This window comes from Mycolicibacterium iranicum (assembly GCF_014190915.1).
Classification (GTDB): domain Bacteria; phylum Actinomycetota; class Actinomycetes; order Mycobacteriales; family Mycobacteriaceae; genus Mycobacterium; species Mycobacterium iranicum_B.
In genome coordinates this window covers 23,347-46,800 of record NZ_JACHVU010000010.1, presented here as the reverse complement: position 1 = coordinate 46,800, position 23,454 = coordinate 23,347, and the positions used below count along the sequence as shown (strand labels likewise).

General features: G+C 68.8%; 21 protein-coding genes and 1 tRNA gene. 13 read left to right on the top strand and 9 right to left on the bottom strand.

Annotated elements, in window-relative coordinates; genetic code table 11:
* The first annotated feature begins 7 nt into the window (after window positions 1-7).
* Entirely contained in the window at window positions 8-1,717 is a 1,710-nt protein-coding gene (locus FHR72_RS19675) for an amidohydrolase (RefSeq protein ID WP_183471224.1), read from the top strand.
* On the opposite strand, the gene FHR72_RS19670 is transcribed toward FHR72_RS19675, so the two are convergent.
* The gene (locus tag FHR72_RS19670; protein WP_221194019.1) at window positions 1,718-3,370 is read right to left on the bottom strand and encodes an alpha-keto acid decarboxylase family protein; all 1,653 of its coding nucleotides are present in this window, start codon (window positions 3,368-3,370) and stop codon (window positions 1,718-1,720) included.
* A gap of 59 nt (window positions 3,371-3,429) precedes the next feature.
* On the opposite strand from FHR72_RS19670, the gene FHR72_RS19665 reads away from it, so the two are divergent.
* Window positions 3,430-4,068 (top strand): SOUL family heme-binding protein, encoded by a 639-nt coding sequence (locus FHR72_RS19665; RefSeq protein ID WP_183471222.1) that lies wholly within the window; start codon window positions 3,430-3,432, stop codon window positions 4,066-4,068.
* On the opposite strand, the gene FHR72_RS19660 is transcribed toward FHR72_RS19665, so the two are convergent.
* Window positions 4,069-4,698 carry a DUF4396 domain-containing protein gene (locus FHR72_RS19660; protein WP_260156131.1) on the bottom strand — a complete coding sequence of 210 codons (630 nt, stop codon included), beginning with the start codon at window positions 4,696-4,698 and terminating at the stop codon, window positions 4,069-4,071.
* 41 nt (window positions 4,699-4,739) lie between these two features.
* Here FHR72_RS19660 and FHR72_RS19655 point away from each other — a divergent pair, with 41 nt between their 5' ends.
* The 4 genes from FHR72_RS19655 to FHR72_RS19640 all read left to right on the top strand — a co-directional run bounded on the left by FHR72_RS19655 (window position 4,740) and on the right by FHR72_RS19640 (window position 7,405).
* Window positions 4,740-5,297 carry an HD domain-containing protein gene (locus FHR72_RS19655; RefSeq protein ID WP_260156130.1) on the top strand — a complete coding sequence of 186 codons (558 nt, stop codon included), beginning with the start codon at window positions 4,740-4,742 and terminating at the stop codon, window positions 5,295-5,297.
* A 66-nt stretch (window positions 5,298-5,363) separates the two neighbouring features.
* Window positions 5,364-5,819 (top strand): hypothetical protein, encoded by a 456-nt coding sequence (locus FHR72_RS19650; protein WP_183471221.1) that lies wholly within the window; start codon window positions 5,364-5,366, stop codon window positions 5,817-5,819.
* Between the two features lie 3 nt (window positions 5,820-5,822).
* Window positions 5,823-6,329: a hypothetical protein gene (locus tag FHR72_RS19645; protein WP_183471219.1), complete on the top strand. Its 507-nt coding sequence runs from the start codon at window positions 5,823-5,825 to the stop codon at window positions 6,327-6,329.
* Window positions 6,326-7,405: an NAD(P)-dependent alcohol dehydrogenase gene (locus FHR72_RS19640; protein WP_183471217.1), complete on the top strand. Its 1,080-nt coding sequence runs from the start codon at window positions 6,326-6,328 to the stop codon at window positions 7,403-7,405. The genes FHR72_RS19645 and FHR72_RS19640 overlap by 4 nt, the downstream gene beginning before the upstream one ends.
* 2 nt (window positions 7,406-7,407) lie before the next feature.
* Here the strand turns inward: FHR72_RS19640 and FHR72_RS19635 are convergent, their stop codons facing one another.
* From FHR72_RS19635 to FHR72_RS19605, 7 genes are all read right to left on the bottom strand, one after another.
* Complete coding sequence (locus tag FHR72_RS19635; protein ID WP_183471215.1) at window positions 7,408-10,137, bottom strand: helix-turn-helix transcriptional regulator; 2,730 nt, start codon at window positions 10,135-10,137, stop codon at window positions 7,408-7,410.
* A 3-nt stretch (window positions 10,138-10,140) separates the two neighbouring features.
* The gene (locus tag FHR72_RS19630) at window positions 10,141-11,058 is read right to left on the bottom strand and encodes an NAD-dependent epimerase/dehydratase family protein (protein WP_183471213.1); all 918 of its coding nucleotides are present in this window, start codon (window positions 11,056-11,058) and stop codon (window positions 10,141-10,143) included.
* A complete protein-coding gene (locus FHR72_RS19625; protein WP_183471211.1) occupies window positions 11,055-11,816 on the bottom strand; it encodes an SDR family oxidoreductase in 762 nt (253 codons plus the stop codon). Before FHR72_RS19625 ends, FHR72_RS19630 begins: the two co-directional genes overlap by 4 nt.
* A 171-nt stretch (window positions 11,817-11,987) precedes the next feature.
* Window positions 11,988-12,062 (bottom strand) — tRNA-Val (locus FHR72_RS19620).
* A gap of 46 nt (window positions 12,063-12,108) precedes the next feature.
* Complete coding sequence (locus FHR72_RS19615; RefSeq protein WP_183471209.1) at window positions 12,109-12,573, bottom strand: peroxiredoxin; 465 nt, start codon at window positions 12,571-12,573, stop codon at window positions 12,109-12,111.
* A gap of 28 nt (window positions 12,574-12,601) precedes the next feature.
* Window positions 12,602-13,030, bottom strand: coding sequence for a DUF3052 domain-containing protein (locus tag FHR72_RS19610; RefSeq protein WP_183471207.1), 429 nt, complete (start codon window positions 13,028-13,030; stop codon window positions 12,602-12,604).
* A gap of 106 nt (window positions 13,031-13,136) precedes the next feature.
* Entirely contained in the window at window positions 13,137-13,688 is a 552-nt protein-coding gene (locus FHR72_RS19605; protein WP_183471205.1) for an Rv2240c family protein, read from the bottom strand.
* Window positions 13,689-13,903: 215 nt separating this feature from the next.
* Between FHR72_RS19605 and aceE the strand changes: the two genes are divergently transcribed.
* The 7 genes from aceE (at window position 13,904) to FHR72_RS19570 (ending at window position 23,448) form a co-directional block, all read left to right on the top strand.
* On the top strand, window positions 13,904-16,693 hold the full coding sequence (aceE, locus tag FHR72_RS19600) for a pyruvate dehydrogenase (acetyl-transferring), homodimeric type (protein ID WP_183471203.1): 2,790 nt from the start codon (window positions 13,904-13,906) through the stop codon (window positions 16,691-16,693).
* A 52-nt stretch (window positions 16,694-16,745) separates the two neighbouring features.
* Window positions 16,746-18,035 carry a PucR family transcriptional regulator gene (locus FHR72_RS19595; RefSeq protein WP_183471201.1) on the top strand — a complete coding sequence of 430 codons (1,290 nt, stop codon included), beginning with the start codon at window positions 16,746-16,748 and terminating at the stop codon, window positions 18,033-18,035.
* A 142-nt stretch (window positions 18,036-18,177) separates the two neighbouring features.
* Window positions 18,178-19,098, top strand: a complete 921-nt coding sequence (locus tag FHR72_RS19590; protein WP_183471476.1) for an ACP S-malonyltransferase — start codon at window positions 18,178-18,180, stop codon at window positions 19,096-19,098.
* Between the two features lie 64 nt (window positions 19,099-19,162).
* Entirely contained in the window at window positions 19,163-19,462 is a 300-nt protein-coding gene (gene acpM / locus FHR72_RS19585) for a meromycolate extension acyl carrier protein AcpM (RefSeq protein ID WP_011893658.1), read from the top strand.
* Window positions 19,459-20,709, top strand: a complete 1,251-nt coding sequence (gene kasA, locus FHR72_RS19580) for a 3-oxoacyl-ACP synthase KasA (RefSeq protein WP_183471199.1) — start codon at window positions 19,459-19,461, stop codon at window positions 20,707-20,709. Before acpM ends, kasA begins: the two co-directional genes overlap by 4 nt.
* A gap of 40 nt (window positions 20,710-20,749) precedes the next feature.
* Window positions 20,750-22,003, top strand: a complete 1,254-nt coding sequence (gene kasB / locus FHR72_RS19575) for a 3-oxoacyl-ACP synthase KasB (protein WP_183471197.1) — start codon at window positions 20,750-20,752, stop codon at window positions 22,001-22,003.
* A gap of 14 nt (window positions 22,004-22,017) precedes the next feature.
* Window positions 22,018-23,448 carry an acyl-CoA carboxylase subunit beta gene (locus tag FHR72_RS19570; RefSeq protein WP_183471195.1) on the top strand — a complete coding sequence of 477 codons (1,431 nt, stop codon included), beginning with the start codon at window positions 22,018-22,020 and terminating at the stop codon, window positions 23,446-23,448.
* Window positions 23,449-23,454: the final 6 nt, after the last annotated feature.

The window sequence follows — 23,454 nt, the reverse complement described above, 5'->3', positions numbered from 1 at the left end:
TGTGCCCATGGGTGACGTGATCCTGACCGCACAGACGATCATCACGATGGACGACGCCGCACCACGCGCCCGCGCCGTCGCGGTCTCGGACGGCAGGATCGTCGCGGTGGGCAGCCTCGATGACTGCCGCGCGGCACTGCCAAGCGGAGAGGTCGTCGACACCGGCGCCGCCGCGCTTGCGCCCGGTTTCGTTGAACCACACAGTCATCCGCTGATCAGCGGGGTGGCCACCCAGGCTCCCGCCCGATCGATCGCGCCGTGGGACTGCCCGACATGGGCCGACGTGCAGAGCGTCTTCGCCGACACGATCGCCGGCAGCGATCCCACCACCCCGCTGCTGTTCGCCGGATTCGACGCACTGCTGCACCGTCATCCGGCGCCCGACGCGGCCGAGCTCGACGCGATCTTCGGTGACCGCGTCGTGGTGGTGACCGACAACTCCGGTCACGGGGTGTATTTCAACTCCGCGCTGATCCGCAGCCGCGGGTGGGACACGGACCCGCCCGCCGACCCCGTCGCGTCCCGATTCGGGCGCCACCCCGACGGATCGCTGAACGGTCAGGGTTTCGAGCTCGCCGTGCTGACCGCGGTGACCGGGCCGCTGATGGCCCAGTTGGGCAACCCGCTGATGTCGGGGGCGCTGTACTTCGCGCTCATGTCGCGCGGCGGCTACACCTCCACGTCGGACATGACCTACGACCCGAAGTTCGCCGCCGGTTACGAAGCCCTCGCCGCCGCGCCGTCCTGCCCGCTGCGCATCAGCATGTGGGAGGTGTCGACCAGCGACACCTATTCGGAGCCAACGACATTCACTGCCGGTGACTCATGGCTCACCAAGACCGGCGTGAAGCTCTGGACCGACGGTTCACCGTGGGTCGGCAACATCGCGATCTCGTTCCCGTATCTGGACACCGAGGTCACCCGCACTGCGGGAATCAACCCGGCGACGGCCGGTGGGGCGGACTCGATGAACTACAGCCGCGAACAGCTCGACGCCATCCTCGACCGCGCCGCGCCCGCCGGATGGCAGATGGCGTTCCACGCCAACGGCGACCTGGCCCTCGACCTCGCACTGGACGCCTACGAGGACGCCCTGACCCGGCACGGTCTGCTCGGCACCGACCATCGGTGGCGCCTCGAACACTGTGGCGCGGGCACGCGGAAGCACTTCGACCGCGCCGCACGCCTCGGTGTGCACGTGTCGATGTCGCCGTTCCAGTACTACTACTGGGGCGATCTGCTCGACGGCGCGATCTTCGACAGTGAGCACGGCTCCCGCTGGGCCGCGTTCCACGACGCCGTGGAATCCGGTGCGTGCGTGTCCCTGCACAACGATGGCTCGGTCTCGCCGCCGACGCCGGTGGTGAACATCGCCACCACCGTCACCCGACGTACCCGCGACGGCGGGGTACACGGACCCGATCAGGCCATCACGCTGGGTCAGGCCTGGCGCGCCCAGACCCTCGATGCGGCGCGGACTCTGCGGCGCGAGCACCTGGTGGGCTCGATCGAGGTGGACAAGCTGGCCGACTTCGTCGAGCTGACCGCCGACCCGTGGGAGGTCGACCCTGCGTCGCTGATCGACAGCGTGAAGGTGACGGGTACCTGGCTGGGCGGCCGCCGGATCGATCTGGACGAATTCCTCGCCGCGATCAGAGGCGCCGACGGTTCCGAACACACGCATCTGGCGGAACGAAGCACCAAGAAATGCTGCTGATCAGGTGCGGTAGAGCGTATTCATGCTGTCGTGCAACAGCTTCGGCAGCGGGGGCGATTCGTAGGTGCCGGTGACCACCTCGATGTAGCACGCCCGTTCCGCGGTGCCCGCGGTCTCCAGAGCTTCGTCGAGTTCGCCGAGCGTGGTGACCCTCGGGGTGTACCAGTCGCGGCAGCCCAGGGCGTGGGGCAGCTCGGCATAATTCCACTGGGCCAGATCGTTGTACTCGATGCCCGGCTCCGCGCACAGCAGCCGTTCGATCAGATACCCGTTGTTGTTGAGCACGAAGATGATCGGCGTCAGGCCCTGCCGGCCGAACTGGCTGATCTCCTGGGCGGTCAACTGGTGCGACCCCTCTCCGGTGATGAGCACCAACCGTCGTCGCCGGTCGGCGATCGCCGCCCCGAACGCCGCCGGCGTCGCCCAACCGATGGCGCCCCACAGGGTTTGGTTGTGATAGCGGGCCCCGCGCGGCAGTGTCGTGAACGCCAGGCCCATCGAGGCGGTGCCCGTTTCGGCGATGATCACATCGTCTTCGCGGAGGAAGTTCGCCCACCTGGGATAGAGCGTGGCGGCGGTGATCGGGTCGTCGCCGGCACCGGTCACCGGCCCCAGTGTCGGCAGCGGGATGTCGGGGAGCTCACGCTCACCGTAGGCGCGGCGCGCGAGTTCTCCGAGCAGCTCGCCCATCTCGACGTTCTGGTACACGGTCGCCCCGACGGTGGTGCGGTGCACGTCGATACCGACCGTGCGCAGTGGGTCGAGCGTCGCGGTGAAGGCCCCGGTGTTGAAGTCGCTGGGCAGGGTTCCGAGGGACAGCACGAGGTCGGCGCTTTCGATGTACGCCCGGGCGGGTTCGTCCATCAGCTTCCCGTCGTACATGCCGATGAAGTTCGGATGCGTCTCGTCGAGGACGGACTTGTCGGCGAACATCGTGGCGAACGGGAGGGCGGCGGCTTCGATGAAGGCACGGGCGTCCTCGCGCAGACCGAGCCGGTCGACGACGAGACCCGGCAATGCGACCGCCGTGCTCGCCGCGGCGATCGCACCGGCCACCGCGTCGGCAGCCGCGCGCAGGGTCGCCGGGTTGCTGGTGGGCATCGGCAACGGTTCCCCCGGACCGAGCACCGGCTGATCGACGACGTCGGTGGGAAACGCCATGTAGACCGGCCGCCGGTGATACAGCGCCTCGCCGATCAGACGCTCGGTCTCGAACACGGCGTTGGCCGGGGTCATGATCGCGCTCGCCCCGACCACGGCGTCGGCCATCCTGCGGAACACGTCGAATTCGCCGTTGCCGAGGGTGTGATGGACGACCGACCGGTGCGCCTGGGTCGCCAGGTTGGGCATGCCCGTCAGGTGGAACACCGGCACGTTCTCGGCGTAGGACCCCGCGATCGCGCTGATGGCCCCCAACTCGCCGACGCCGTAGGTGGTACTGACCGCCCCGACACCGCGTACCCGCGCATACCCGTCCGCGGCGTAGGCAGCGTTGAGTTCGTTGCAGCAGCCGATCCAGTTCACCCGTGGATGTGTGACGATTGCGTCATTGATCGGGAATGCGAAATCCCCAGGCACACCGAAGATATCGGTGATCCCGATGTCACACAGCCGGTCCAGGACATATTCGATGACTGTCTGCGCCACGGCCATGGCCTCAACCTAACAATGGCGTCGTTGATTTTTCGGGGACCTGAGGGTATCCCGGAGGCATGTTCTCCAAGATCACCGAAACCGCAGCGCAGATCGCCGAAGGCGCCGGAGGGATCGTCGGCATCCGTACCGGCACCGAAGAACCGATGTTCGTACGCGAGGCCGTGGTCACGTCGGGGTCCGGGGATGTCGAGATCCGTCGGTACGGCCCCCGCATCGCCGCGCAGACGTCGGTCGACGGCGACGAGGAGGCGGCGCGCAACGCCGGTTTCCGTCGACTCGCCGGCTACATCTTCGGAGGGAATCGCCGGCGGACCACCATCGCGATGACGGCGCCGGTGGCCCAGCAGAGCGACAAGATCGCCATGACTGCGCCCGTCGCGCAGTCCCGCAGCGCGGACGGCGCCTCGGTGATCCGGTTCTTCATGCCGTCGAAGTGGTCGATGGAGCTGCTACCCGAGCCCGACGACTCGCGCGTCGAGTTGGTCGAGGTGCCCGGTGAGACCTATGCGGTGCTGCGCTTCAGCGGCGACCGCAGCCCGAAAGCCGTTGCGGCCAAGACGGCAGAGTTGCTTGAGGCGGTGGGCGGCAGCGATTTCCGGCCGGCGGGTGACCCTGTCGCCTGGTTCTACGATCCGCCGTGGACGCTGCCGTTCCGGCGGCGCAACGAGGTCGCGGTGGTCGTCAAAGCAGGCTGATCACGCCGATGGCGTGTGGGTGGAGCCGATGTCGGCGCCGCCGATCTCCGCGGCGATCGAGGTGACCAGTCCGCCCAGGAGGAACGCCGCGATCGCCGCGATCAACGCGCCGGTGCCCAGCTGGGGGATGAAGCGCCGCAGGCCGGTCACCGACCCACCGGCCCCGTGATATTCGTGGGTGAGGGCATGACCCTTGCCGCGCTGCAGCAGGTACCGGTTGACGGGGTAGGCAGCCAGGAAGGCGGCCGTCAGGGCGATCATCATGCCGATCCAGAAGACGCTGTTGACCAGTCCCGCGTTCATCGCTCCGGGGATCACGGCCATCACGAGGTTGTCGACGATCTCCATGGTCAGGATCGACAGGGTGTCGGCGGCCAGCACCACGCTCAGCGCCGCCCCCAGCGCCAGGCCTGCTCGCAGCAGCGGCAGCGTCGACAGTGAGTACCCGAACAGGAAGGCCAGGCCCACCGACAGCGCGATGGTCACCGCGTTGGACAGGCCCAGGGCGGTTCCGACCATCAGCCCGACGATCTCGCCGATGGCGCAACCGGTGAGGCAGTGCAACGTGGCGCTGACGGCCATCGCGTTGATGCCACCGCCGGCGCCGTGATGATGGTCGTCGCCGTTCATGGGTGCTCCTCCGATCAGCGCTTCGCAGTTAGCATCGCGTGATGCCGCTACCGCAGATCGTCCGCGACTCGCCGCTGGCCGAGGAGATTCTCGCATCTCACCGCGACCGGGCGGGCGGCGACGAGGTCGGCTGGGGGGCATACCGGGCGCACGTCTACCGGGTCATCAACTTCGCTCGGGCGCTCGGACCCGACGCCTCCGGTGCCGATGACGCCGACAGGGACGAGAAGCTGGCGATCGGCGCGGCGTTTCACGACCTGGCTTCCTTCACCACGCTGGACTATCTCGTGCCCTCGATCCAGGCGCAGGACGCGTGGCTGCGGAGGACCGGCCGCGCACTGTGGTCCGATGAGTTGGCGCTCGTTGTCGCCCAACACCATCGGCTTCTGCCCTACAGCCAGAAGCGTCCGTTCGCACCGCTGGTCGAGGCGGTTCGGCGAGCCGACCTCATCGACGTCAGCCAGGGTCTGATCCGGTGTCGTCCCGACCGGAGTGCTGCGTGCGGTGCGCCGCCTCGAACAACCGGGTTTCCTGCGCCCTGGCAACGCATTGACCCGCTCCGGTCATCGGGGAGCGGATCGCTGATCCCGGCAATTTGACCGGTTCGAAGCACACTCCCCCCGACGCACGATTGCCTCGACAACAATCGCGCTCAAGGAGGAACCATGAATCGCGCCGTCACGCTGCTTCTGGCCTGGTTCGCCACCTATCTGCTGGCCACCGGCGTCTGGCAGCAAGCGGCCCCTCGCTCGTTCTACGACCACTTCCCCGGGTTCGGACTGCACTGGGTGGACATCGACGGGCCCTACAACGAGCACCTGTTACGTGACGTGGGCCAGGGCAACGTCGCGATGGGCCTGCTCGCGCTGACCGCGCTGCTGATCGGGGGCGTCTGGTTGGCCAGGGTCACCGGTATGGCGGTCATGGTCGCGAACGTCCCACACCAGATCTATCACCAGGCGCACATCGACATCCTGCCCACCGTGACGGAGCAGATCATGCAGACCGTCACGCTGTCCTTCGTGTCGGTGACCGCCGTCGCGCTGACCGTTCTGGCGTTCCGGTTGCCGGTGTCCCCGGAGGCGAAGGCGCCGGCTCTGACCTACGCGGGCGGGAGGTGACCGATGACCGCCGCAGACATTCTCGAGTGGGTGTGGCTACGCCACCACAACGTCGTGAGCTGGTACATCCGTCCGCTGTTCATGCTGCCGCTCGCGTGGTTCGCCTACCGGCGCAGCGGAGTGGGCATCGCCGCCACCCTGGTGGCGTTGGCCACCAGCATGTTCTGGTTCCCCGCGCCCGACACCCCGGACCCGCGGGTCGCCGAGTTCCTTGCGTTCGAGCGGGAATCGTTGACCGGTGATTGGACGGCCTCGAAGCTGGGATGGGCGCTCCTCGCCCCGGCGCTGCTGGCCGTCTACTGCGCAGTGTTCTGGAAACGGTCGCTGCGGTGGGGCCTGGTCCTTGTGAATCTGATCGCCATCGGCAAGCTGTTCTGGGGTGTGACTGCAGGCTCGGGCACCGGGTGGGCGATGACCGTGCCTGCGCTGGCCGGATTGCTGGTGTGCGATGCGGCCCTGATCGCGGCGCTGTATGTACGACGATTGAGGAAGGGAGCGGCGACATCATGAGCACGCTCGAAAGAACCCGTCGCGCAGCGGTATTGGAGACCTTCGGCGACGGCGCCGATTTCACGATGACCGAGTTGCCGATGCCCCGCCTGCAGCACCCCGACGACGTCCTCGTGCAGGTGTCGGCGACCAGTGTCAACCCGATCGAATGGAAGATGCGCCAGGGGCTGGGACTGCCGAAGCGGTTGTGGCGCCGTCTCATCGGGTCGCCGATGGTCCTCGGTATCGACTTCTCCGGAGAGGTGGTCGCCACCGGAGCCGACGCGACTCCCTACCGGGTGGGCGACGAGGTCATGGGCGTGATGCCGATCGCCGGCGCCGACACCACACATATCGCGGTCCGCACCCGCGGTCGCCGCGCGGCGATCGTCCACAAGCCGGCCGGAGCGACCCACGCCGAAGCGGCGCTGGTGCCCTTCGCGGGCCTGGTCGCCTACGCCGGCCTCGTCACCTACGGCGGCCTCCGGGAACGCGACACGGACGCCCGGGTCCTGATCGTCGGCGCGTCCGGCGGCGTCGGCCACCTCGCCGTGCAGATCGCGGCCAACGCCGTGGGCGCCGGCCTCGTCGCCGGCGTGTCGAGTTCGCGCAACGCGGCCTTCGTCGCCGGCCTCGGCGCCCACACCGTCGTGCCCTACGACCGCATCCCGACAACCGAGATACCGTCCCATTTTCCGGATTGGGCAGGCACTTTCGACCTCATCCTCGACTGCGTGGGTGACGACGGGTACTACACCGAGCTGGCGCCGTGGTTGCTGAAGAGCACCGGCCGATACGTGACCGCGGCGCTACCCAGCTTCCGGCCGGGCCGACCGGGTGAAGACGTCGGAGTTCGCGACGGCGCGGTCCTGGGCGCCCGGCTCGCCCGCCGGTACGCGACGGGTAGGTACCGGTTGATCCCGGGTCTGGTCGGGTTACCCGCCGCAGACGGGTTGCCGGCGCTGGCGCGCTGGATGACCGAGGGCAAGCTGCGGCCGCACACCGCCTCGACCTACCGCCTCGAAGATCTGGCCGCGGCGCACCGTGCGAGCGAGACGGGCCGGACGGTCGGCAAGATCGCCATCATGGTGTCGTGACGTCAGTGAGTGACCGATTCGGCGAGCACCCGGGCGAGTTCGGTGCGCGAGGTGACGCCGAGTTTGGTGAACACGTTGCGCAGGTGAAAGTCGATGGTCCGCCGCGAAAGGAACAGCTTCGCCGCGACATCGGTATTGCTGAGGCCCTGCGCGACGAAGTTGGCCACCTGGCTCTCCTGCGGCGTCAACTGTCGACGGGAGCTGTCGTCCCGCTTGCGGACGCTCTGGCCACAGGCACGTAGTTCGACCTGTGCCCGCTCACTCCACGGGTCGGCGCCCAGCGCGTCGAAGGTGTCGAACGCCGCCTTCAGGTGCCCGCGGGCGGCGGTGCGGCGACGGGCCCGACGAAGCGTTGCGCCGTAGTCCAGTTGGGCGCGGGCCCGCTCGAACGGCCGGTGGGCCCGTGCGTGGTGGTCGAGTGCCTCGTCGAAGAACCGCTCGGCATCGGGCATGTCGGCCAGCAGCGCGCGGCTGTGCGCGGCGCGGGCGAGCGCCCACGGCTGGGCGGCGGCTTTCGCGTAGTCGCCGAGTTCGGACGTCCACCGCACTGCGGTATCCAATTCTCCGGCGCGCAACGCACTTTCGACGCGATCGAGACCGGACAGCACGACGACGACCGGATGCCGGATCTCGTAAAGCCTTCCGTAGGCGGTGTCAGGTTGATCGACGGCCAGGCCCGATATGCCCTGCGCCCATCGCACCCAGTCCTCGATGAACTCCATCGGGCGGCCGGCGGCGACACCGAGCGCGCGGTCGACGTATCCCTGGCACCGCTCGGTGTGTCCGCGCATCGCCGCGTGCACCGCCAGGCACGCCAATCCGTGTCCCGAGATCGTGGGCTGCCCGACCACCTCGGCGAGGCCCACCGCCTCCGTGGCGGCCGCCTCGCCTTGGGCCCAACGGCCCGCCAGCAGGTCGGCCAGCCCGGCCCGCGCGCCCGCGATCGGCACGATGCCGACGTCTCCGGCATCGCGGGCCAGCGACACCGCGGTGGCGCTCAGGCGGTGGGCGGCCTCGTCGTCGCCGCAGTAGAACGCAACACGTCCCGCAACCATCAGCAGCGTCGGCTCGGTGAAGTCGGCAGCGACCGTGATCGCTCGGCGCAGGCGTATCACGCCGTCACCCGCCCGGCCTGCGAACAGATCCGCGGTGCCGGCCAGGACGTCGACGAAGAACTGTTCGCGTGGGCCGTCGTCTACCTGCAACCGAAGCGCGAGCTCGCCCAGCGACACGACGGCGTCGGTGTCGATGGCGGTCGCGGCCGCCTCGGTGGCGAAGAGCAACAGCTGGAGCGCACCTGCCGGATCCGTCGCCGCGAGGTCCTCCGCGGCGTCACGCACGATGCGGTAGGCATCCGTCGACATCCCGGCCGCGAGTTGCGCCATGCCACGCAGATATTCGACCCGGCCGCGGGTCGCCGGCGACGTCGCCAGCGAGCGGCTGCGGTCGAGCAGGAGCGCCGCCCGGTCGTGTTGATTGGCCCGCCAGGCCCGTTCCGCGGCGTTGGCGAAGCGAATCGCACGGCGGTCGGTGTCCGCAGTCAGCTCGGCGGAGCGCTCCAACGCCGTTGCGGCCGTGCCGAATGCGCCCCGTCGATCGGCGCCGTTGGCCGCCTCTTCGAGCGCGTCGGCGATGTCCGCGTCGGGCCCGACGGCGGCCGCAGCGAGGTGCCACGTTCGCCGGTCGCGATCCGCCTCGCCGCCCAGAGCGTCGGCGAGCGCGCGGTGAGCCGCCTGCCGGTCGCTGAATGTGGCGCCGTGGTAGACGGCCGAGCGCAGCAGCGGATGGCGGAACTCCAGACCGCCGTCGGTGACACGCACCACGTCGATGCGTTCGGCGGCCCCGAGTGCGGTGTCGCCGACGCCGAGACGGCGGGCGGCGTCCAGCACGGTCGACAACCGGCCCGTGTCATCCGCGGCCACGACGAGCAGCATCTGCTGAGTGTCCGACGGCAAGCGTCGAACCTGTTGTCCGAACGTGCTTTCCATCTGCGCGGTGACCGGCAACGGAGCGGGCAGCGGCTGGCGGCCCGCGAGCTGCTCGGGGTGCAGAGCCCGGGCCAGCTCGACCAGTGCCAGGGGGTTGCCCCCGGCCGCGGTCGCCAGTCGCACGCAGACGTCGGGATGGACACCGGCACCGACCTCGGCGGTCAGCAAGTCCGTGGCCGCGGACAGCCCCAGCGGCGTCAGGTGCAGCGTCGGGAGGTCGCCGAGCCGCAGATGTCCGTCGGCGCCCTCACGCACGGCCAGCACCATGGCCACCGGCTCGGCGTCGAGACGGCGGGCCGCGAAGGTCAGGGCGTCCATTGACGCCGTGTCGAGCCAGTGGACGTCGTCGATGACGCACAGCACCGGGCGTTCTTCGGCCACCTCACCGATGAGCGTGAGGACTGCGAGCGACAGCAGGAAGCGGTCGTCGGAGCGGCCGGACTCCATGCCGAACGCGGTGCGCAACGCCCCGGCCTGTGGCGGGGGGAGCCGATCGACATGGCCGAGCACGGGCCGCAACAGGCGGTGCAGGGCGGCGAACGGGAGGTCGGCTTCGGCCTCCACACCGCGCGCACTGAGCACGGTCATGTCGGTGGCGGCGGCGACGGCGACGGTCTCCCGCAGGATGGCGGACTTCCCGACGCCTGCTTCGCCGCGGAGCAGGACCACGCGTCCGACCCCGGCCCGGGCGTCGGCCAGCGTGGTGGTCACGTGGTCGAGTTCCTGGTCGCGGCCGGCAAGCACGCTTCAGATCGTAAGGACCTTCCGCATCCGGCCGAGCCCGACGGTGGCGTCCGGCACGCGCGGTCGCCAATCGGTGCCGGCGGCGAAGCGGCGGTTGGACACCCGCTGGCTGCGCAACAGGAATCCCATCCGGGCGCCGAGCGCGGCGCGGACCAGAGGCGTCGGGGGACGCCACACCGAGCGCCGCCCGACCGCGGTGGCCAGAGCGGCGGCGAGGTCGGCACGGGTGAGGGGTTCGTCGTCGGCGATGTCGTAGCCGCCGGGTGGGGCGTGTAGCGCGGTGACGAGTGCGGCCGCCGCGTCCTCGTCCCACACCAGCGACTGGTGAGCACCGGCCGGACCGGCGAAGGTGCTGATCCCCTTGCGGGCGAGCGCGATCACGTCGCCGCTGGCCGCGCTGTAGGGCCCGTAGATGGCGGCCATCCGCAGCACCACACCACGTCCCCCGTGGGTCGTGAAGCGGTCGATCTCGCGTTCTGCGTCGAGCGTCGAGACGAGGATGTCGGTCGGGTCGAGCGGACTGCCGAACTCCAGCCAGCGGTCCCCGCCGTCGGCGTAGACCGGCGCGAAGCTCGGGTACACCACGGCGCCGACGCCGGCGGCCAGCGCGGCATCCACGAGGTGGCGGGTGCCGTCGCGACGGATGCGGTCGTTCTCGGCCCAGGCGGCGCGGTGTCGGGCACGCGCGGCCGACACGATGCGGGTGGCGAGGTGCATGATCGCGTCGGCACCGCTGACCGCACGGCGCAGCGAGTCCGGGTCGAAGAGCGCAGCGGGCACCGCCTCCGCACCCAGGGCGCGCGCCGCGTCGGCAGACTGTCGGCTGCGGACAAGGGCTCTCACCCGGTGCCCGGCTCGGGTCAGCTGCGCGACGGTGGGCCTGCCGAGGGCACCGGTGGCCCCGGTGACGACGACGATCATCGGGACGGCGCGTTCACGCGCTGGGCGAGGTATTCGGCGAAGGTGCGCCCGCCGGCGGACGGGGCCAGAGCGGCGCCGTTGCGCCATGCGGCGGAAAAGCCGCCGGGGATGGGGACGTTGAGCACCCGTGACCCCCGGCCACTCGCGACGCGCAGGGCGCGCACGGCGTCGGCCCACGTGATCGCCTCTGGTCCCGCCAGGTCGGGCAGCCGGCCGGCGGGGCCGTTGTCGACGGCGTCCGTCAGGCGGGCCGCGACGAGTCCCACGTCGACGGGCTGCATCCGCCAGCCACGGGGGGCGATGGCCAGCCGAGCCATCGGGCTGAGCGTTTTCTCGGTGAACTCGTGGAACTGGGTGGCACGCAGGAGGGTGTACGGAATCCCCGCGGCTTCGATCATCTCCTCGACGGCGACCTTGGCGCGGTAGTAGGGCCACGGGATGAGGTCGGCGCCCACGATCGAGATGTAGACGAGGTGGCGGACTCCGGCGTGTGCGGCCGCGGTGAGCAGCCGCGCGGTGCCGTCGACGTCGACCTCCTGATGGCGCTTCGGGTCGGACGCGGTGTGCACGATGCTGTCGATTCCGTGCAGCGCGGCGACCAAGCCGTCGCCGGTGCCGAGATCGCCGGCGACGACATCGGCATAGGACAGCGACGTGGCGGTGCGGCTGAGGCTGCGCACTCGGTGACCCCTGTTGGCGATTTGCCTGACGACCTCGCGGCCGAGGACGCCGGTGCCGCCGGTGACCAGAACGTTCATCTCGTCTCCTCCTGTGGGGTGGTCGATGAGGAGACGGTATGTGCAGGGATGCGTGCCGGGCACCGGCGAAATTGCCGGGATCGGTCTGCACGCGGCGACAACGCGGACGCACGCGTTCTCGAATTCGATTCCGACGCAACGGGCTCGCGCCCCATCGGCGTGACGTCACCGTGGTGGGCGCGGACGGTTTCGAACCGCCGACCGCTGGTGTGTAAAACCAGAGCTCTACCCCTGAGCTACGCGCCCGATCCCGGGCAGGCTACACGGATTCCGCACGCGAGAGTAAATCCGATCAGCGTGTCAGCGCCGCGAGGGCCTCGACCCACACCGCCTGATCGCGGGCCTCCCCCGGCTCCTTGCATTCGGCGAAACGCACGACACCGTCGCGGTCGATGACGAACGTGCCGCGGTTGGCGAATCCGCTGACCTCGTTGAAGACGCCGTACGCCCGGCTCACCTCGCCGTGCGGCCAGAAGTCCGACAGCACCGGGAAGGTGAACCCCCGCTCCGTGGCCCACACCTTGTGGGCCGGCGACGGCCCGACCGAGATGGTCAGCGTCGCGGTGTCGTCGTTGACGAAATCCGAGACCCGATCCCGGATGTCGTCGAGTTCGCGCTGACAGATGCCGGTGAAGGCCAGGGGGAAGAACACCAGCACAACGTTCTTGCGACCGCGGAAACTCGCGAGGGAGACCGGCTGGTTGTTCTGATCCTTCAGCGTGAAGTCCGGCGCCGGGTCACCGACGACTGCGCTCATCGCGGCTGTCTGCTCTTCGCGCGAGCGCTCATCGCTGCTTAGTGACGGCCTTGGCCTTCGGCTGCACCAGACGGCTGGCGATCCAGTCCCCGAGATTGGCCGACGAGGTCTGCATCAGGCCTGCCGTCGGCGCGGACTCGGCGATCTCGGCGGGCTGCACGTGGCCCGGCTTGCCGGTCTTCGGGGTGACGACCCAGATGACGCCGTCCTCGGCGAGCGGGGTGATGGCGTCCATCAACCTGTCGACGAGATCACCGTCGCCGTCGCGCCACCACAGAAGCACCACGTCGACGACCTCGTCGGCATCCTCGTCGAGCAGGTCACCGCCGCTCTCGTCCTCGATGTCCGCCCGGATGTCGTCGTCGGAGTCCTCGTCCCAGCCCAACTCCTGCACAACCTGATCTTTTTGGATGCCCAGCTTGCGGGCGTAGTTCGGGGGGTCACCCGCCGACACCACGGTCAGTCCTCCTTCAGCCGACTCGGTCGCACCCTGCGCCCGGTCACGTTCGACAGCCCTATCGTCGCATGCCGAGGCCACACAGCAAGCCATCTAGCGGCAGGTTTCATCGGTAAGCCGCATCGCAGCGGTCCAGGGCGGTCGATTTCGACTCGTTCAGGCCCGCGATGGCGGCGTTGAATTCGTCCGCGGGATAGTTGCCTGCGATCGCGGTGGCGACGGCGCGGGCCGAATCCACCCAGGCGTTCAGCGAATCGCGGAGCTCCTGCGTGAGCGGGTCGGACATGCTGCCGGCCACCAGGTCGGCGCTGTGATTGAGGGCATCGACGGCAGGTCCGGCCATCCTGCCGATGTCGGCGGGATTGTTGTTGAACGCGTCGACGTAGTTGTTGACCGCACCGATGGCCTCCGCACTGCTGGAACTCATCGCCTCACACGAGGTGCGCACCGCCTCGACCGTCAACGACGTCTGACGCTCGGCTTCGCGTGCGCTGGAGCTGGCCGCGGCCTCCTCGCTCGACGCCGTGACCGACGCCCGGTATAGCGGCGCTTCCCCCTCGGCGACCGCGGCGTCGCCGTCGGTGACGCTGGTGCACCCCACCACGACCATCGCCAGCGCTGCGGCCGTGCCGGTGACGAGCAGGACGAGCCGCGCCATGCGGGTGCTCCGCCAACCGATCAGCACAGCCTGCAGACGTTACCGGTCGGGCACCCGTTGCGGCCGTCGTTCGCCGCTTCGACGGCACTGCCCCCACCCGCTCGTGCACTTCGGGCAGGATTAGAGAAGGATGGAAACGTACACGCCGAACGCTCGGTGACCGACTGGGCCGACGCGTGTGCGCACTTTCCACCGCCACAACAAGGAGCGGAAGTTTGACCACCGAGTTCGTGCGCCAAGACCTGGCCCAAAACTCCACCAGCACAAGCGAACCCGACCGAGTCCGGGTGATCCGGGAAGGCGTCGCGTCGTACCTGCCGGACATCGATTCCGACGAGACGTCCGAGTGGCTCGAGTCGTTCGACCAGTTGGTTGAGCGGTCCGGGCCGGCGCGGGCGCGCTACCTCATGCTGCGTCTCCTCGAGCGCGCCAGCGAGCAGCGCGTCGCCATCCCCGCGCTCACGTCGACCGACTACGTGAACACCATCCCGACCGAGCTGGAACCGTGGTTCCCCGGCGACGAGGACGTGGAGCGTCGCTACCGGGCCTGGATCCGGTGGAACGCCGCGATCATGGTCCACCGCGCCCAGCGGCCCGGAGTCGGTGTGGGCGGCCATATTTCGACCTACGCGTCGTCGGCCGCACTGTACGAGGTCGGCTTCAACCACTTCTTCCGCGGCAAGGCACACCCCGGCGGCGGGGACCAGGTCTTCATCCAGGGCCACGCCTCGCCCGGCGTCTACGCGCGCGCCTACCTGGAAGGCCGGCTCACCGCCGACCAGCTCGACGGGTTCCGCCAGGAGCACAGCCATGCCGGCGGCGGCCTGCCGTCCTACCCGCACCCGCGTCTGATGCCGGACTTCTGGGAGTTCCCGACGGTGTCGATGGGCCTGGGCCCGATGAACGCGATCTACCAGGCCCGGTTCAACCACTACCTGCACGACCGGGGCATCAAGGACACCTCCAAGCAGCATGTGTGGGCGTTCCTGGGCGACGGCGAGATGGACGAGCCCGAGAGCCGCGGCCTGATCCAGGTCGGCGCCAACGAGGGCCTGGACAATCTGACGTTCGTCGTGAACTGCAACCTGCAGCGTCTCGACGGTCCCGTGCGCGGCAACGGCAAGATCATCCAGGAGCTGGAGTCGTTCTTCCGGGGCGCCGGCTGGAACGTCATCAAGGTGGTGTGGGGCCGCGAGTGGGACGCCCTGCTGCACGCCGACCGCGACGGCGCGTTGGTCAACCTGATGAACACCACGCCCGATGGTGACTACCAGACCTACAAGGCCAACGACGGCAGTTACGTCCGGGACCACTTCTTCGGCCGCGATCCGCGCACCAAGGCCCTCGTCGAACCGATGACCGACACCGAGATCTGGAATCTCAAGCGCGGCGGGCACGACTACCGCAAGGTCTACGCGGCCTATCACGCCGCCATGGAGCACAAGGGCCAGCCCACGGTGATCCTGGCCAAGACCATCAAGGGTTACACCCTGGGCAAGCACTTCGAGGGCCGCAACGCCACGCACCAGATGAAAAAGCTTGCGCTGCAAGACCTCAAGGACTTCCGCGACGCCCAGCGCATCCCGATCTCCGATGAGCAGCTCGAGGACAACCCGTACCTGCCGCCGTACTACCACCCCGGCCCGGAGGCACCCGAGATCCGCTACATGCTCGACCGGCGCCGCGCCCTCGGCGGCTTCCTTCCCGAGCGCCGCACCAAGGCGAAACCGCTGCCGCTGCCCGGCCGCGACGCGTACAAGGCACTGAAGAAGGGTTCGGGCAAGCAGGAGGTCGCCACCACGATGGCGACGGTGCGCACGTTCAAAGAACTGTTGCGCGACAAGGAGATCGGGAAGCGGATCGTTCCGATCATCCCGGACGAGGCCCGCACGTTCGGCATGGACTCGTGGTTCCCGTCGCTGAAGATCTACAACCGCAACGGTCAGCTGTACACGGCCGTGGACGCGGAGCTGATGCTGGCCTACAAGGAATCCGAAGTGGGCCAGATCCTGCACGAGGGCATCAACGAGGCCGGTTCGACCGCGTCGTTCACCGCGGTGGGCACGTCGTACTCGACCCACAACGAGCCGATGATCCCGATCTACATCTTCTATTCGATGTTCGGGTTCCAGCGCACGGGTGACGGGCTCTGGGCGGCGGCCGACCAGATGGCCCGCGGTTTCGTACTCGGGGCCACGGCCGGGCGCACCACGCTCGTCGGCGAAGGGTTGCAGCACGCCGACGGGCACTCGCTGCTGCTCGCGGCCACCAACCCGGCGGTGGTGGCCTACGACCCGGCGTTCGCGTTCGAGATCGCCTACATCATCGAAAGCGGCCTGGCCCGCATGTACGGCAAGGACCCGGAGAACGTCTACTTCTACATGACGATCTACAACGAGCCGTATGTGCAGCCCGCTGAACCCGAGGGCATCGACGTCGAGGGCCTGCTGCGCGGCATGTACCGCTATCAGGCGGCGCCGGCGAAGAAGACCTACAGCGCGCAGATCCTGGTCTCCGGCGTCGCGATGCCGTCGGCGCTCAAAGCCGCCGAACTGCTGGCCGAGGACTGGGATGTCGCCGCCGACGTGTGGTCGGTGACGAGCTGGGGTGAGCTCAACCGCGACGGCGTGGCCATCGAGAAGGAGAAGCTGCGCCACCCGGACCGTCCCGCCGCGACGCCGTACGTCACGGAGGTCCTGGCCGACGCGCGGGGACCCGTGGTGGCCGTGTCCGACTGGATGCGTGCGGTTCCCGAGCAGATCCGGCCGTGGGTGCCGGGGACCTACGTGACGCTGGGCACCGACGGGTTCGGCTTCTCCGACACCCGCCCCGCCGCGCGGCGCTACTACAACACCGACGGCGAATCCATCGCGGTGGCGGTGCTCGAAGGCCTGGCCCGCGACGGCGAGATCGACATCTCGCTAGCCGTCGAGGCGGCCAGGAAGTACGAGATCGACGACGTGATGGCCGCCCCGGAGCAGACCTCGGATCCCGGGGTCGCCTAGCACCCACCGGGGCGCTGGAGGGTTCGCACAAAAACCGGCGTAGATTTTAGGGATGACCGACAACAATCGGTACATCCCGCCGAAGTCGACCGTCGACGTGCTCGAGATCGTCCCGGATTCGGTGCTGCGCCGGCTCAGTCAGTACTCGGGCCGGCTGGCCACCGAGGCGGTGCAGGCCATGGGTGAACGGCTGCCGTTCTTCGCCGAGCTCGAGGCGTCCCAGCGTGCCAGCGTGCAGCTCGTGGTGCAGACCGCCGTGGTGAACTTCGTCGAGTGGATGCGCAATCCGCAGAGCGACGTCAGCTACACCGCGCAGGCGTTCGAGGTCGTCCCGCAGGATCTGCGCCGGCGGATCGCGCTGCGTCAGTCCGTCGAGATGGTGCGCACCACGATGGAGTTCTTCGAGGAAGTGGTGCCGCTGCTGGCGCGCTCGGAGCAGCAGCTGACCGCGCTGACCGCCGGCATCCTGCGCTACAGCCGCGACCTCGCGTTCGCCGCGGCCACCGCCTACGCCGACCAGGCCGAGGCGCGTGGCGCGTGGGACACCAGGATGGAGGCCAACCTCGTCGACGCGGTCGTCCGCGGCGACACCGGGCCCGGGCTGCAGTCCCAGGCCGCGGCCTTGAACTGGGACGCCACGGCTCCGGCGACGGTCATCGTCGGGATGCCCCGGCCCGACCGGATCGAGTTCGCCGGCGAGGACGTCCACGACGTCGCCAACCGGAACGGCCGCGCGGCGCTGTCCGACATCCACGGCACGTGGTTGGTCACGGTGCTCTCCGGAGGTCTGTCGCCGACCGAGCGCTTCCTGTCGGAGCTGATGAAGGTCTTCGCCGACGGACCCGTCGTGATCGGGCCGACCGCTCCGACACTCGGTGCGGCACACCGCAGCGCCACCGAGGCGATCGCCGGGATGAACGCCGTGGTCGGCTGGGCAGGCGCGCCGCGCCCCGTGTCGGCGCGCGAACTGCTGCCCGAGCGGGCCCTGCTCGGCGACATCACGGCGGCCGCGGCGCTGGAGGCAGACGTCATGCGACCCCTCTCGGACGCAGGCCCGGCGCTGATGGAGACTCTGGACGCGTATCTGGACTCGGGGGGAGCGATCGAAGCGTGCGCACGCAAATTGTTCGTTCATCCAAATACCGTGCGGTACCGCTTGAAGCGCATCGCCGACTTCACCGGGCGTGACCCCACCGTTCCGCGCGATGCCTACGTGCTGCGGGTCGCGTCGTCGCTGGGCCGATTGACCCGCCAGGCGCAGATAGCGCCGTCAGGAGGAACAAGATCAGGGCAGGTCACCGGTGTTGCACCGGTCACACCTGCCGTACCTGTCCAGGGGTAACAGATCGCGGCCAGATCTCGATGGAGTCCCATCACATGCGGATTTGTGGACTCCCTACAAAAACATAAGACGAGGTTCATAATCTCTTACACCGCACAAAACCGTCTTCATAATGTTCTCTTAAGAAGTGCCTCAGAAGACTGTGCTCGCATTCCTCGCGCCCGGACAGGGCTCGCAGACCCCCGGCATGCTCGCCGAGTGGCTGGAGCTCCCCGGCGCGGCTGAGCGCATCGCGGGCTGGTCGGAGATCAGCGGTCTCGATCTGAGCCGGCTGGGCACCACCGCCACCGCCGAGGAGATCACGGACACCGCGGTGACCCAGCCGCTGGTCGTGGCCGCCACGCTGCTGGCCTACGAACAGCTCACCGCGCGCGACGTGCTGACCGGCGACGAGGAGATCGTGGCCGCGGGCCACTCCGTCGGCGAGATCGCCGCGTATGCGATCGCGGGCGTCATCTCGGCCGACGAGGCCGTCTCGCTCGCCGCCACCCGCGGCAAGGAGATGGCCAAGGCGTGCGCGCTGGAGCCCACCGGAATGTCGGCGCTGCTCGGTGGGGACGAAGCCGAGGTGCTGGCCCGGCTCGAAGCACTCGACCTCGTGCCCGCCAACCGCAACGCCGCCGGGCAGATCGTCGCCGCCGGTGCCCTCGCCGCGCTGGAGAAGCTCGCCGAGGATCCGCCGGCCCGTGCCCGCGTGCGTCCGCTGGCCACCGCCGGCGCGTTCCACACCCGCTACATGGCCTCGGCGCTCGACGAGTACACCCGCGTCGCCGACCGCATCAATCCGGCCGAGCCCTCGGTCACGCTGCTGTCGAACTCCGACGGCCGTCCGGTGTCCTCGGGTGGGGATGCGCTGCATAAGCTCGTCGCGCAGATGACCCGCCCCGTGCGCTGGGACCTGTGCACCGAAGCTATGAAGGAACTCGGTGTCACCGCGATCGTCGAGTTCCCGCCCGCCGGGACCCTGACCGGTATCGCCAAACGAGAACTTCGGGGAACACCGACGCACGCCGTCAAGTCCCCCGCTGACCTGGACGGACTCGGAGCAGCGCTCCGCGCCTGACCAGACAAATATCCACAGCGCGATCACATCCAGTTGAAGTAACCAAGAAATAGAAGGAGCCACAGTGGGCGCCACTCAGGAAGAAATCATCTCGGGTCTCGCAGAGATCATCGAAGAGGTCACCGGCATCGAGCCGTCCGAGGTGACCCCCGAGAAGAGCTTCGTCGACGACCTGGACATCGACTCCCTGTCGATGGTCGAGATCGCCGTGCAGACCGAGGACAAGTACGGCGTGAAGATCCCCGACGAGGACCTCGCCGGGCTGCGCACCGTCGGTGACGTCGTCGCCTACATCCAGAAGCTCGAGGAAGAGAACCCCGAGGCCGCTGCGGCCATCCGCGCACAGATCACGGGCGACAAGTGACCAGACCTTCCACTGCCAACGGCGGTTTTCCTAACGTCGTGGTGACCGCCATTGAGGCCACCACGGCCCTCGCTGCGGACATCGAGAGCACGTGGAAGGGTCTGCTTGCGGGCGAAAGCGGTATCCGGATCCTCGAAGACGACTTCGTCGAGAAGTGGGACCTGCCGGTGCGTATCGGCGGTCACCTCGTCGACAACGTCGACAGCCACATGACCCGCATCGAGATGCGCCGCATGTCCTACGTGCAGCGCATGTCGAAGTTGTTGGCACGTCGTCTCTGGGACAACGCGGGCGCGCCCGAGGTTGACCCGGATCGTTTCTCGGTCGTCATCGGCACCGGCCTGGGCGGCGGCGAGAAGATCGTCGAAACCTATGACGCGATGAACGAGGGCGGGCCCCGCAAGGTGTCCCCGCTCGCCGTTCAGATGATCATGCCCAACGGTGCCGCGGCGGTCGCCGGCCTGGAACTGGGCGCCCGCGCCGGGGTCATCACCCCGGTGTCGGCGTGCTCGTCCGGGTCGGAGGCCATCGCCCACGGCTGGCGCCAGATCGTCATGGGGGACGCGGACTTCGCCGTCGTCGGCGGTGTCGAAGGCGGTATCGAGGCACTGCCGATCGCGGCGTTCTCGATGATGCGCGCGATGTCGACGAACAACGAGGACCCCGCCGGGGCGTCGCGACCGTTCGACAAGAACCGCGACGGCTTCGTGTTCGGCGAAGCCGGCGTGATGATGATCATCGAGACCGAGGAGCACGCCAAGGCCCGCGGCGCGACGCCGCTGGCCCGGCTCATGGGTGCCGGTATCACCTCCGACGCGTTCCACATGGTCGCTCCGGCGGCCGACGGTGCGCGTGCCGGTCAGGCGATGAAGCGGGCGCTGGAGACGGCCGGCCTGTCCCCCAAGGACATCAGCCACGTCAACGCGCACGCCACGGCCACCCCGATCGGTGACACCGCGGAGGCCAATGCCATCCGGGTCGCCGGTGTGGAGCACGCCGCGGTGTACGCACCGAAGTCGGCGTTGGGCCACTCGATCGGCGCCGTCGGCGCTCTCGAGTCCGCACTCACCGTGCTGGCGCTGCGCGACGGGGTCATCCCACCGACGCTCAACTACGAGACGCCCGACCCCGAGATCGATCTCGATGTCGTTGCGGGTGAGCCTCGGTACGGCGACTACCAGTACGCGATCAACAACTCCTTCGGGTTCGGCGGCCACAATGTGGCTCTGGCGTTTGGTCGCTACTGAGTCAGATCGGTAGCAAGGCAGAAAGGACGCGCGGCTGAGTATGGCTTCGCCGACGACAGGGAACGGACTCCCGGACGTCGTGGTCACCGGTATCGCGATGACCACGAGTCTGGCCGCGGATGCCGAGACGACCTGGACGTCCCTCCTGGACGGCCAGAGCGGCATCCGCCGGCTCGAGGACCCTTTCGTCGACGAGTTCAACCTGCCGGTTCGCATCGGCGGGCACCTTCTCGAAGAGTTCGACTCTCAACTGAACAAGGTTGAGAACCGCCGCATGTCCTATGTGCAGAAGATGGCCACGGTGCTGGGCCGGCGTGTCTGGGAGAACGCCGGCTCGCCCGAGGTCGACACCGAGCGACTGCTGGTGTCGATCGGCACCGGCCTCGGCGGTGCCGAGGCCCTGGTGTTCGCCTACGACGGGCTGCGCGAGAGGGGGCTGCGCTCCGTCTCCCCGCTGTCCGTGCAGATGTACATGCCCAACGGTCCGTCGGCCGTCGTCGGTTTGGAGCGCCACGCCAAAGCCGGTGTGGTCACGCCGGTTTCGGCCTGCGCCTCCGGCTCGGAAGGTATCGCCCAGGCGTGGCGCAACATCGTGCTCGGCGAGGCCGACATCGCGATCTGCGGCGGCGTGGAGCAGCGCATCGAGGCGGTGCCGATCGCGGGCTTCGCCCAGATGCGCATCGTGATGTCGACCAACAACGACGACCCGGCAGGGGCGTGCCGCCCGTTCGACAAGGACCGCGACGGGTTCGTGTTCGGCGAGGCGGGGGCGTTGATGGTCATCGAGACCGAACAGCACGCCAAGGCTCGCGGCGCGACGATCCTGGCCCGCCTGATGGGCGCCAGCATCACCTCGGACGGCTTCCACATGGTCGCCCCCGACCCCGACGGGGAACGGGCCGCCTATGCGATGACGCGCGCGATCGAGCTCGCGGGTCTGAAGCCCTCCGACATCGACCACATCAACGCGCATGCCACGGGCACCACCGTCGGCGACCTCGCCGAGGGCCGCGCCATCAACAGCGCGATGGGCGGGCACCGCCCCGCGGTGTACGCGCCCAAGTCGGCGCTGGGTCACTCCGTCGGCGCCGTCGGCGCGGTGGAGTCGATCCTCACGGTGCAGGCGCTGCGGGACGGCGTCATCCCGCCGACGCGCAACCTCAAGAACCTGGACCCCGAGATCGACCTCGACGTCGTCGCGGGCGGACCACGACCAGGCAATTACGAATACGCCATCAATAATTCGTTCGGATTCGGCGGGCACAATGTCGCACTCGCCTTCGGCAAGTACTAGGACGCAGGAGAAACATGACGACGATTGAGAACCGCCCCGCACTCGATGTGAACGAATCGCTCGACCCGCGCGATCCGCTGCTGCGCCTGTCGACCTTCTTCGACGACAACAGCGTCGAGCTGCTGCACGAGCGCGACAAGTCCGGCGTGCTCGCCGCCGCAGGCACCGTCAACGGCGTGCGCACCGTCGCCTTCTGCACCGACGGCACCGTGATGGGCGGCGCCATGGGTGTGGACGGCTGCAAGCACATCGTGGACGCCTACGACGTCGCCATCGAGGAGCAGAGCCCGATCGTGGGTATCTGGCATTCCGGCGGTGCGCGCCTGGCCGAGGGCGTCAAGGCGCTGCACGCGGTGGGCCTGGTGTTCGAGGCGATGATCCGCGCGTCCGGCTACATCCCCCAGATCTCGGTCGTCGTCGGCTTCGCCGCCGGCGGTGCGGCCTACGGCCCCGCGTTGACCGACGTCATCGTGATGGCCCCCGACAGCAAGGTCTTCGTGACCGGCCCCGACGTCGTGCGCAGCGTGACCGGCGAAGACGTCGACATGGTGTCGCTGGGCGGCCCCGAGGCCCACCACAAGAAGTCCGGTGTGTGCCACATCGTCGCCGACGACGAGCTCGACGCCTACGAGCGCGGCCGCCGCCTCGTCGGATTGTTCTGCCAGCAGGGCCATTTCGACCGTTCCAAGGCTGAAGCCGGCGACACCGACCTCAAGGCGCTGCTGCCCGAGTCGGCGCGACGCGCCTACGATGTGCACCCGCTCGTCGAGGCCCTGCTCGACGAAGGTGTGCCCTTCGAGGAGTTCCAGTCGCGCTGGGCGCCGTCCATCGTCGTAGGACTCGGTCGCCTCGCCGGACGCACCGTCGGTGTGATCGCCAACAACCCGCTGCGGCTCGGTGGTTGCCTGAACTCCGAAAGTGCCGAGAAGTCGGCGCGTTTCGTGCGTCTCTGCGACGCGTTCGGGATCCCGCTGGTCGTCATCGTCGACGTGCCCGGCTACCTGCCCGGTGTCGATCAGGAGTGGGGTGGCGTGGTCCGTCGCGGCGCCAAGCTGTTGCACGCCTTCGGTGAGTCCTCGGTCCCGCGCGTCACGCTGGTGACCCGCAAGATCTACGGCGGCGCCTACATTGCGATGAATTCGCGGTCGCTGAACGCCACCAAGGTCTTCGCATGGCCCGAGGCCGAGGTCGCCGTGATGGGCGCCAAGGCCGCGGTCGGCATCCTGCACAAGAAGAAGCTGGCCGCCGCCGCCCCCGAGGAGCGCGAGGCGCTGCACGAGGCGCTGGCGATCGAGCACGAGAAGATCGCCGGCGGTGTGGATTCCGCGATCGAGATCGGCGTGGTCGACGAGAAGATCGACCCGGCGCACACCCGCTCGAAGGTCACGCAGGCGCTCGCCGAGGCACCCGCACGCCGCGGCCGCCACAAGAACATCCCGCTCTGACCGGCC